We start from the raw sequence: 10432 nt of genomic DNA, 5'->3' as shown, positions 1-10432 counted from the left end.
CGTCGGCAGCGTCAGATGTGTATAAGAGACAGCTCCCCACCCTCCCCCGCAAGGGGGGAGGGAGCCTGAGAGGCGTGCTCACCTCACTCACGTGAGCGGCCGACGCCGGCGTGTCGCGGATGATCAGCATCTGCGCCTCGCGGTCTCCGGCAGCAACGCCACGACAGGACTGGCAGGGCTCCCTCCCCCGCAAGGTGGGAGGGAGCCTGAGAGATGTGCTCACCTCACGCGAATGAACGCCATATGCCGATGCGTGGCGGGCCATCAGCATCACCGCCTCACCCCTTCGCCATCGCGCGATAGTCGAGGCGGCGGTGGAACCAGTATTCGTAGCCGGTCACGTTCTTCTGCATCGCGACGTTGACGAAGGGCTGATAGAGCGGGATGCGCGGGATGTCGGCGAAGGCGAGATCGACGAAGCCCTTGACGTCGGCGTCGTAGGCCGCGGTGTCGCCATTCGCGGCGGCGACGCGCGCACCGTCGATGAGCTTGTCCATCTCTGATGACTTGTAGCTCATCGTGTTGAAGATCGAATTGTTGCCGTGGTAGCACCAGTAGAAGAAGTACTCGGGGTAATCGAGCCAGCCCGAGAACACGTTGGTGAACAGCGGCATTTCCTTCTTGGTGAGCTCGGTGCGCCAGTTGGCGCCGGGCACCTTGTTGATCGTGGTCTTGATGCCGAGCTGCGCGAGGCTCTCCTGCACCAGCACGCAGAGCGGCTCGTTGACGCCTGCGAAATTCAGGTCGAACGAGATCGTGGTCTCGAAACCGTTGGCGTAGCCGGCCTCCGCGAGCAGCGCCTTGGCCTTCTCCATGTCGGTGTAATACTTGGTCGGCTGCGGCCAGGCGGCCTCGGTCGGCTTGTCCTTTGCCGCGCCGAACATCGGGTTGGCGAGACCGAACAGCACCGCATCCATGATCTTCTGGTACGGCATCGCGTAGGCCATCGCCTGCCGCACCTTGGGATTGTCGAACGGCGGCTTGGTCACGTTCATGCCGATATACTGGATGCCGTTGGAGAACGGCAGCGAGACCACGTTGAGCTTGCCGTTCGCCTTCATCTCCTGGAAATCCTTGAACGGCAGCTCGTAGGAGATGTCGGCGTCGCCGCGCTCGAGCAGCGCCCGGCGGTTGCCGGCCTGCGGCACCATGCGCCAGATCACGCGCTTGATCTTCGGCAGCGGACCGCAGACCCAATCGTCGTTGCGCTCCATGACGACTTCGGTGCCGGCGGTCCACTTGGTCACCTTGTAGGCGCCGGAGCCCGCGGTCTGCTGCTTGGTGAATTCGAGGCCCCACGGATCCTTTTCGCTGGCGTTCTTCTTCACCAGTTCGGAATTGACGATGCAGGGCACGATGACCGCGAGGTCGGGGATCGTCAGCTTGTCCTTCTTCAGGAAGTCGACGCGCACCGTGGTGTCGTCGACGATCACGAACTGCTCGGGCTTGGTCAGCGAGCCCGCGCTCATCTGGAAGGTCGGGAAGCCGCCGACAGAGACGGCACGGTCGAGCGACCATTTGACGTCCTTCGCCGTGACAGGCGTGCCGTCGTGGAATTTGGCGTTCTTGCGCAGCTTGAAGGTGACCGACATGTCGCCGATGTTGATATCCTCGGCGAGCTCGGGCTTGAACTTGTCACGGTCGTAATAAGGCACACCGCCCGGACCGCTCTTCATCTCGTGGCTGATCAGGCGGTCGTAGCAATTCCACGACACCTCATAGCCCGGCACGTTGGTGCCGACGCCGTGGATATCGAGATTGTTGGGACCGCCTTCGGAGACGATGAGCAGCGTCTCGGAGCGCGCGTCGGCCTTGGCCGGCGACCAGATCGCCGGCGCGGTCGGCGCCAGCGCCCCCGCGGCCAGTCCGGACACCGATTTGAGGAAATCGCGACGCTTCATGTGATGCTCCAACGCCTTGGGAAACGGCCTTGGAACTCAGATCGCAAGGATTGTGCCAACCCTTAACGAAATCTTATGTCCTGCTAATGCCTTGCCGGGGCGAGAGAAAACGTCGACAGGTATCCCGGTCGGGCAAAATCTCCCATCGCCAATTGCATACAAAGACGGGCGATATGCTCAATGAATGAGCAAGAAACGACTCCTGCTTGCTTTGTGGCCGGCAATGGATGTCGCGCGCTGAAGCGCGCTAATCCGGCCAGACCAACTCCTGCAACTGCACGAAGTCATCAACCCGCTCCGGCCAACGCTCGATGCAGATGTGCCGGAGCGGATCGCTCGCAGAGTGCAGCATCAAGAGCGCCATCAGCCGCCGCTTCAGCGTGAACGTCACGTCAGTGCGCGAGATGCCGAAACCGTCGAACAGGCTGCGCACCCGGCGCGGATGCCCGGCGGCCATGAAGGCGCTGGGGCCGAGCAGGTCGTACTCACCCCACCCCGTCCGGACGTCGCCGAAGTCGAACAGGCCGGCGACGTGCCAGCCGTCGGCCCGGCGTCCGAGCAGAAAGTTCTCCGGGATGTATTCGCCGGTCAGGATCACCGGCGGCGCGTTCATCGGGATCAACTCAGTGGCGTCACGCAGGAGATCGCCGAGCGAGGTGAGGAATTTCGCCGGCAGGCCGAGCCGTTGGTGCCGCGTCCGGCACTGCGCGATCTGGGTGCGCATGAAGGCCTCCCAGCGCGGCTCGATCGCAAGCAGGTTGCCAGGCGGCACGCGCTGCACCTCGGCGATCACGGCCCCGATCTCGGCGAGCACACGCTCCCGCTCGGCCTCCGGCAGCGCCGGCCACACCTCCGAACCGACGGTGCCGGCGAGGTGCGTGATGACGAGATACGGCCAGCGGTCACGCTCGCCCTCCGCGACCAGGTCAGGGATCGGAATGCCGAGCCTTCCGCGCAACGCCGCGAGTGCGCCGCGTTCGGACACGAATTGCGGGCGCAGAAACGGCGGGAAGAGCTTGAGGATCAGGCCATCGTCGAGCCCGACGACGAGGTTGGTACCGGTCGAGAACACGTGCGGCGCGGCGCACGACAGCCCGTGGCCATCGGCAATATCGCGCGCGACCGGCAGCCAGCGCGACGCGTCGCTGCGCCAGGCGCGGTAGCTGTCGTAGTTGGTGAGGGGTGGAAGGGATATCATTTCAAGGAATCTCGTCGCCCAATCCATCCCCGTCATCCCCCGCGCAAAGGCTTATTCAACTGTCGTCCCTGCGAAAGCAGGGACCCATACTCCGCGGCGGATGTTGTGAAAGGGACCCGTCGTTCCAGTGGTGCACAACTATGAGCTTCGGTGGTTATGGGTCCCTGCTTTCGCAGGGACGACATGGAATCTGTTGCGCGACCACAGAGTCATACATTCACATCCTCTCAGGATGACGGAGAAACAGTTGAGCAGCCTGGATGCCCCTCACCTATCCGGATTGGCGCGCTCGAACTGGCGCAGCAGGCGGTTGCCGCGTTCGACGGCGTTGTCCATCGCGGCCTGCGCCGAACGCTTGCCGGCGAACACCTGCTCGAGCTCCTCCTCGATCACGTCGCGGATCAGGACGAACGAGCCGAGGCGGATGCCCTTCGAATTGTCGGTCGGCGGCTTCAGCGTCACCTCCTCGATCGAGATCGAGGCGCCGGGATTGCGATCGTAGAAACCCTGCGCACGGGTCAGATCGAATGCGGCGCGGGTGATCGGCAGGTAGCCCGTGTTCTGGTGCCAGGCGGCCTGCACCTCCGGCCGCGACAGATAGGCGAAGAACTTCGCCACGCCGGCATACTCGGCGCGCGGCCGGTCGCGCAGCACCCACAGCGTCGCGCCGCCGATGATCGAGTTTTGCGGCGCGCCCTGCACGTCGGGTTCGTACGGCATCATGCCGTAGCCGACCTCGAATTTGGAATTGGCCCTGATGTCGGCGCGCGTACCCGACGAGCCGATGAAGATGCCGCACTCGCCTTTCTGGAAGCGCGGCTCGGCCGCCTGCCCGCGGCCGCTATAGTCGAAGGTCTTGTCGGCCTGCCATTGCGCGAGCTGCGCGATGTGGCGCACCACCAGCGGATTGTTAAAGATCAGCTGGGCGTCGAGCCCGGAAAACCCGTTGGCCTTGGTTGCGATCGGCAGATTGTGGAAGGCCGAGAAGTTCTCGACATTGATCCAGGAGGGCCACGACGTGGTCACGCCGCACATCGCGCCCGCCGCGCGCAGCCGCTTGGCCACGACGCCGAGCTCCGGCCAGGTCCTCGGCGGCACACTCGGATCGAGCCCGGCGGAGCGGAACATATCCTTGTTGTAGTAGAGGATCGGCGTCGAGGCATTGAAGGGGAACGACAGCATGTTGCCGTCGACATCGGCATAGTAGCCGGCCACCGCGGGCAGATAGGCCGACGGCGCGAATGCCTCGGATTGATCGCGCATCAGCTCGAACACCGGATAGATCGCGCCGCGGGCCGCCATCATGGTTGCGGTCGCGATCTCGTTGACCTGAACGATCGCCGGCTGGCTGCGCGAGCGGAAGGCGAAGATCGCCGCGGTGACGGTCTCGGTATAGTTGCCCTTGTAGGCGGGCACGATCCGGTAGTCGGATTGCGAGGCGTTGAAATCGGCGGCAAGCTTCTCGAGCTGCTTGCCGAGCTCGCCCGACATCGCGTGCCACCACATGATCTCGGTGGCCGCTCGCGCCGGCGACACAAGCAGAAGAGCCGCGACGACGAGGTGCAAAAGCTTCAAGGCGAGCTTCAAAGCGAACTTCACGACGAGCCGTTCCCGGATGCCAACACGCCCTCATAAGGCGCTACAACCACAGATTCAACCGACACCACAGGTTGCACCGCGGATTTAACGTTTGGCCGATGGCGAACCGGCGCCATTCTGCTAAAAATGCGTTGAACCTTTTCTTCCCGCCCTGGACACAAATCACAAGGGGAATTGTAGCCTGTGTACCGCCGCGCCGGCCTTTCGCGGATAACGATGCTTGCCGTCGCGCTGTCATGGGCAGCGGTCCCGGCGAGCGCTTTTGCGCGCGAATTCCGTACCGCCGATACCCAGAATGAGGACTATCCGACCGTCCAGGCGCTGAATTACATGGACCGCCTGATCGCTGAACGCACCGCCGGCCGGCACCGCATCGTGGTCTTCCATTCCCGCCAGCTCGGTGAGGAAAAGGAGACGCTGGAGCAGACCCGGGCCGGCGCCATCGACCTGAACCGGACCAATGTCGCGCTGATCGGGACAATGGTGCCGTCGGTCAACGTGCTGGCAATGCCGTTCCTGTTTCGATCGCCCGAGCACCTGCAGAACGTGCTGGATGGACCGATCGGCAGCGAGATCCTGAACAGTCTCGGGGCTCACGGCTTCGTCGGGCTGGCCTTCTACGATTCCGGCGCCCGCTCGATCTACAACAGCGTCCACCCGGTCCATTCGCTCGACGACGTCAAGGGACTGCGGTTGCGCGTGCAGCAATCCGAACGGATGTCGGACGTGATGCGCGCGCTCGGCGCCCAGCCGGTCCAGATGCCCTACGGCCAGGTATTGACCGGATTCGCTACCGGGCTGATCGACGGCGCCGAGAACAACTGGGCGTCCTTCGTCACCACCGGTCACTACAAACATGCCCGCTACTACACGTTGACCCAACACACTTTCAGTCCGGACGTGCTGCTGATGTCACAAAAGGCCTGGGCCAGCCTCTCGCCGGAGGAGCAGGCGATCTTCCGCGAGGCCGCACAGCGCTCCAGCGTCTACATGCGCGAGAGGTGGCGGGAGCTCGAACAGCGCTCGCGCAAGCAGGCGGAGCTGGCGGGCGTCGAGATCGTGGCCGATATCGACCGCAAGCCGTTCGAAGCTGCAATGGCCGGCATCTACGCCAGGGCCGAGCGCGATCCCGCGATATCGGCGCTGATCGAACGCATCCGCAACATGGAGTAACCGGATCTTGGACGCATCAAAGCAGGACGGGACGATGCGACGGCGGGCGGCCTTCGGGCCGCAGGGCCGTTTCCGCATCGTCCAGTTGCTGCGTGCGGTCCCGATCCGCTGGCGCATCCTTTCGATCGCCCTGCTCAACTCCGCGGTCGTGATCGTGCTGGCCGTGCTGATCTGGAACGGCGCGAAGGTGCTCGGCTCGGCCTGGGAGGATGTCCGCCAGGTGCGGGAATCCGACAAGATCCTGGCCAAGCTCGAAAGCGAGACCAGCCGCCTGCAGAACCTGATCCATCGCTACATCAACCAGCCGAGCCCGGACCTGTTCGCGGAAATCCTGCTGCTCCGCGAGGCCGTGCTCGGCACGCTGACCAACCGGGCCTCGACCGACCCGATGCTGTCAGGCTCGGTCGAGCAGCTGGAGCGCGTCACCAGCCGTTTCCTCGACGGCTTCGGCGAACTGCGCACCGTGCAGACCAGGATCGCCAAGACCTATGACGAGCAGGTGCTGTCGCCGACCAAGGACATGGCCGGACTCTATTCGATCATCGAGGGCGCGACCGGCCATCGCGATGCACTGATCTGGCCCGCGCTCGGCAAGTCGCGCGAAGCGTTCACCTCGCTGCTGGTCGCCGCCAACGCTTATTACCTCTCGCTGGCCTCCTCGTCGGCCGAGGAAGCCCGCCGCAACATCGATACGATCGAGCGGACGATTCCCGTCATGACCGATCTGGCCGAGAACGATCTGCAGCGGATGGCGCTGGCGCGGCTCAAGGTCAAGACCGCCGAGCTGCGCGACGGGCTCGGCAAGCTCAGCGAGCAGCTCACCAACCGCACCGATCTGTTGCGCAACTCGATCGACGCCAGCCAGGCCGACGCGATCGGCGCGATCGACGATCTCTCGGTGAAGATGCGCCAGCGCGAGCAGAAGGCGCAGGAGACGTTCGACAAGACGCTGACCTCAATCTCGCGCCGGGTGCTGTCGATCGCCGTGATCTTCCTCGGCGTCATCATGTCGGCCGGCGTCATGATCGCGCTGTCGATCCGCCTGCCGCTGGCGCAGATCATGGCCGCGATGCGCACCATCACCTCGGGGGACCTCGACCGGCCGGTGCAGGGCACCTCGGCCAAGGACGAGGTCGGCGCCATGGCGCGTGCGGTCGAAGTGTTCCGCGAAAACGCGATCGCCAAGCGCAAGACCGAGGACGAGCTGCGCACCGCCAAGGAGGAGGCCGAAAGCGCGCTGCTCGAGCTCAATACCGCGCAGCAGAACCTGATCGATGCCGAGCGTCTCGCCGCGCTCGGCGGCCTCGTCGCCGGCGTCGCCCACGAGGTCAACAATCCGATTGGCATCAGCCTGACGGTGGCCTCGAGCTTCGCCCGCCGCAGCGAGATGTTCGATAACGACCTGAAGACCGAGCCGCTGCGCCGCTCCAAGCTCGACGAGTTCGTGCGCGCCTCGCGTGACGCATCGCAGCAACTGGTCGCGAACCTGACGCGCGCCGGCGAGCTGATCCAGTCGTTCAAGCAGGTCGCCGTCGATCGCTCGCATGCCGAGCGCCGCCAGTTTGCCTTGAGCGAATCCACCGACCAGATCGTGGCGAGCCTGCGGCCGGTGCTGAAGAAGGCCGCGATCGCACTCTCGGTCGATGTGCCCGAGGGACTGCTGATCGACGGTTATCCCGGCGCCTATGGGCAGATCTTAACCAATCTTTTCCTCAACGCCGTCAATCATGCCTTCGCCGATGGCCGCTCCGGCACCATCACCATCTCGGCGCGCGGGCGCGGCGCTGACGATGTCGAGATCATCTTCGCGGACGACGGGGCTGGCATGACGCCGGACGTGCAGCGGCAGGCGTTCGACCCGTTCTTTACGACGCGCCGCAACGAAGGTGGTACGGGCCTCGGCCTCCACATCGTCTATAACCTCGTCACCCAGCAGCTCGGTGGACGCATGATGCTGGAGTCAAGGGTAGGACAAGGCACCACTTTTCGCATTATCATGCCCAGGATCGCCAAAGGACAGCCCATGGGCCAGCCCACGATCACTGACGCAGCAGCCGACGGAACCAGTCAATGGCCGAACAGGACGATGTCCTCCAACTGATCGACGATACCGAGAGCCCCCCGGAGGACTCGTCGGCCCGCAAATGGAAGATCGCCGTTATCGACGACGATCACGCCGTCCATGAAGGCACCCGCTTCGCGCTGAGCGATTACAACCTGAACGGTTCGACGCTGGAGATCCTCTCCGCCTACTCTGCGGCCGAAGGCCGCACGCTGATGCGGGACAACCCCGACATCGCAGCCGTGCTGCTCGACGTCATCATGGAGACCGACGTCGCCGGCCTCGAGCTCGTCGAGTTCATCCGCAACGAGATCAAGAACGAGACCGTGCGCATCATCCTGCGCACCGGCCAGCCCGGCCAGGCGCCGGAACGGCGCGTCATCGTGCAATACGACATCAACGACTACAAGGCGAAGACCGAGCTCACCGCCGACAAGCTGTTCACGTCGCTGACGGCCGCGCTGCGCAGCTACCAGCAACTCGAGCGCATGGTGCAGACGCGGCGCGGGCTCGAGATCATCATCGACGCGGCCTCGACGCTGTACGATTTCAAATCGATGCAGCGGCTGGCCGAGGGCGTGCTGACCCAGCTCGCCTCGCTGCTCAACGTCGACTGCGCCGGCATTCTGGTGCTGCGCGACGACGGCAATTCGGCGGCGGCCGATTTCTCGGTGCTGGCCTGCTCGGGCTGCTACAGCCGCTTCATCGGCACCACCTCGTCGAAGGCGCTCGATCCGGACCTGCGGCACATGGTGGAGGAAGCATTCCAGCGCCGCAAGAACGAGTTCGCCGACCACCGCAGCGTGCTCTATTCGCGCACCGGCAGCGGCCGCGAGGTCGTGGTGCTGCTGCAGGCCGAGCGCCAGCTCTCCGACACCGACCGTGCGCTGGTCGAGATCTTCTCGAGCCGGCTGTCGATCGCGTTCGACAATGTGATCCTCTACCAGCAGCTGCACGAGGCCAATACCCAGCTCGAGGACCGCGTCGCGCAGCGCACCCGCGCGCTGATGCAGGCCAACCGGCGGCTCTCGGCGCAATGGCTGCGGCTGCAGCGCGCCAACGGCTTCAAGAACGAGATCCTCGGCACCGTCGCCCACGATCTGAAGAACCCGCTCGGCGTCATCCTCGGCCGCACAGAGATGCTGACCGAGCTGATCGGCGCCGGCTCGCCGAAGGAAAACGTCACGTCGCAAGTCGAGCACATCAGGGACGCCACCAAGCGGCTGACCTCGATGGTCGACCATCTGATCTCGGACGCGATGGCCGATGCGTTCGACATCACCATCCGCCGCGAGCCGGTCGACGTCGCGGCCCTGGTCAACGAGGTCACCGAGGCCAATTTGCCCTCGGCGGTCAACAAGCAGCAGAGCATCTCGGTCTCGGGGCCGCAGCAGTTCGTCACGATGTGCGACGCCGACCGGATCCGCGAGGCGATCGACAACCTCGTCAGCAACGCCATCAAGTATTCGCCGATCGGCGGCAAGATCACGGTCACGGTCAGCCATGACGGCGACGACACCGTGATCCGGATCGTCGACCAGGGTCCCGGCCTCAGCCCGGAGGATCTCGGCCGGCTGTTCGGCCGGTTCCAGCGGCTGTCGGCCAAGCCGACCGCGGGCGAGAGCTCGACCGGCCTCGGCCTTTCCATCGTCAAGCGCATCATCGACATGCATGGCGGCCATGTGACCGCGCAGAGCCCGGGCCCCGGACAGGGGTCGACCTTTACGGTTACACTGCCGGCGACAGAGACATCATGAGCCAGAACCCGCATATCTTCATCGTGGACGATGAGGCGCCGGCCCGCGAAATGGTCGGCGATTACCTCAAGATGCACGGCTTCGGCGTGACGCTGTGCGATGGCGGCAAGAGCCTGCGCAAGGAGATCGAGGGCTGCACGCCCGATCTCGTGGTGCTGGACCTCAACATGCCCGAGGAAGACGGGCTGTCGATCATTCGCGACCTCAAGAGCAAGATCAACGTTCCCGTCATCATGCTGACAGCTACTGCCAGCCCGATCGACCGGGTGGTCGGGCTGGAGCTCGGCGCCGACGACTACGTGGCAAAGCCCTGCGAATTGCGCGAGCTGATGGCGCGCATCCGCTCGGTGCTGCGGCGGAGCGGGCCGGCGAAAGCGGCGGCGCCGGAGCCGGCAAGCGCCAAGGCCGAAAAGGAGCAGCTGGTGCGGTTCGGCACCAAATGGCTCGATCTCGAGGCCCAGGCGCTGCGCGACGACGAGGGCAATGAGCATCCGCTAACGGCCTCCGAATTCGGCCTCCTGAAGGTGTTCGCGGCCAACCCGAAGCGGGTCTTGTCGCGCGAGCGGCTCCTGGAACTCGCCAATGCGCGCGACGCGGAAGCCTTCGACCGTGCCGTCGACCTCCGCATCATGCGCATCCGCCGCAAGATCGAATTCGACCCGACCAAGCCGTCGGTGATCCGGACCATCCGCGGCGGCGGCTACCTGTTCTCGCCGACCGGGGACAAGGCGTAGCGCCGCGA

Annotated in this window: 7 protein-coding genes; 4 read left to right on the top strand and 3 right to left on the bottom strand. The window is 64.7% G+C overall.

Going from position 1 to position 10432, the window contains the following annotated elements:
• Nucleotides 1-278 precede the first annotated feature (278 nt).
• The 3 genes from PMN64_RS13175 to ugpB form a co-directional block, all read right to left on the bottom strand.
• Nucleotides 279-1901 carry an ABC transporter substrate-binding protein gene (locus tag PMN64_RS13175; RefSeq protein ID WP_411780998.1) on the bottom strand — a complete coding sequence of 541 codons (1623 nt, stop codon included), beginning with the start codon at nt 1899-1901 and terminating at the stop codon, nt 279-281.
• A gap of 247 nt (nt 1902-2148) precedes the next feature.
• The gene (locus PMN64_RS13170; protein ID WP_411780997.1) at nt 2149-3099 is read right to left on the bottom strand and encodes an aminoglycoside phosphotransferase family protein; all 951 of its coding nucleotides are present in this window, start codon (nt 3097-3099) and stop codon (nt 2149-2151) included.
• Nucleotides 3100-3366: 267 nt separating this feature from the next.
• Nucleotides 3367-4686 carry a sn-glycerol-3-phosphate ABC transporter substrate-binding protein UgpB gene (ugpB, locus tag PMN64_RS13165; protein WP_028340479.1) on the bottom strand — a complete coding sequence of 440 codons (1320 nt, stop codon included), beginning with the start codon at nt 4684-4686 and terminating at the stop codon, nt 3367-3369.
• A 228-nt stretch (nt 4687-4914) separates the two neighbouring features.
• On the opposite strand from ugpB, the gene PMN64_RS13160 reads away from it, so the two are divergent.
• From PMN64_RS13160 to PMN64_RS13145, 4 genes are read left to right on the top strand one after another with little or no spacing between them, the layout of a single operon-like run.
• The gene (locus tag PMN64_RS13160; RefSeq protein WP_411780996.1) at nt 4915-5871 is read left to right on the top strand and encodes a TRAP transporter substrate-binding protein; all 957 of its coding nucleotides are present in this window, start codon (nt 4915-4917) and stop codon (nt 5869-5871) included.
• A gap of 34 nt (nt 5872-5905) precedes the next feature.
• Nucleotides 5906-7972 carry an ATP-binding protein gene (locus PMN64_RS13155; RefSeq protein ID WP_411781000.1) on the top strand — a complete coding sequence of 689 codons (2067 nt, stop codon included), beginning with the start codon at nt 5906-5908 and terminating at the stop codon, nt 7970-7972.
• Complete coding sequence (locus PMN64_RS13150; RefSeq protein ID WP_411780995.1) at nt 7942-9690, top strand: DUF3369 domain-containing protein; 1749 nt, start codon at nt 7942-7944, stop codon at nt 9688-9690. Before PMN64_RS13155 ends, PMN64_RS13150 begins: the two co-directional genes overlap by 31 nt.
• The gene (locus PMN64_RS13145; protein WP_028333805.1) at nt 9687-10424 is read left to right on the top strand and encodes a response regulator; all 738 of its coding nucleotides are present in this window, start codon (nt 9687-9689) and stop codon (nt 10422-10424) included. Before PMN64_RS13150 ends, PMN64_RS13145 begins: the two co-directional genes overlap by 4 nt.
• Nucleotides 10425-10432: the final 8 nt, after the last annotated feature.

Origin of the sequence: Bradyrhizobium sp. UFLA01-814 (genome assembly GCF_046718885.1) — a bacterium.
GTDB lineage: Bacteria > Pseudomonadota > Alphaproteobacteria > Rhizobiales > Xanthobacteraceae > Bradyrhizobium > Bradyrhizobium elkanii.
This window is presented reverse-complemented; position numbering and strand designations above follow the sequence as displayed.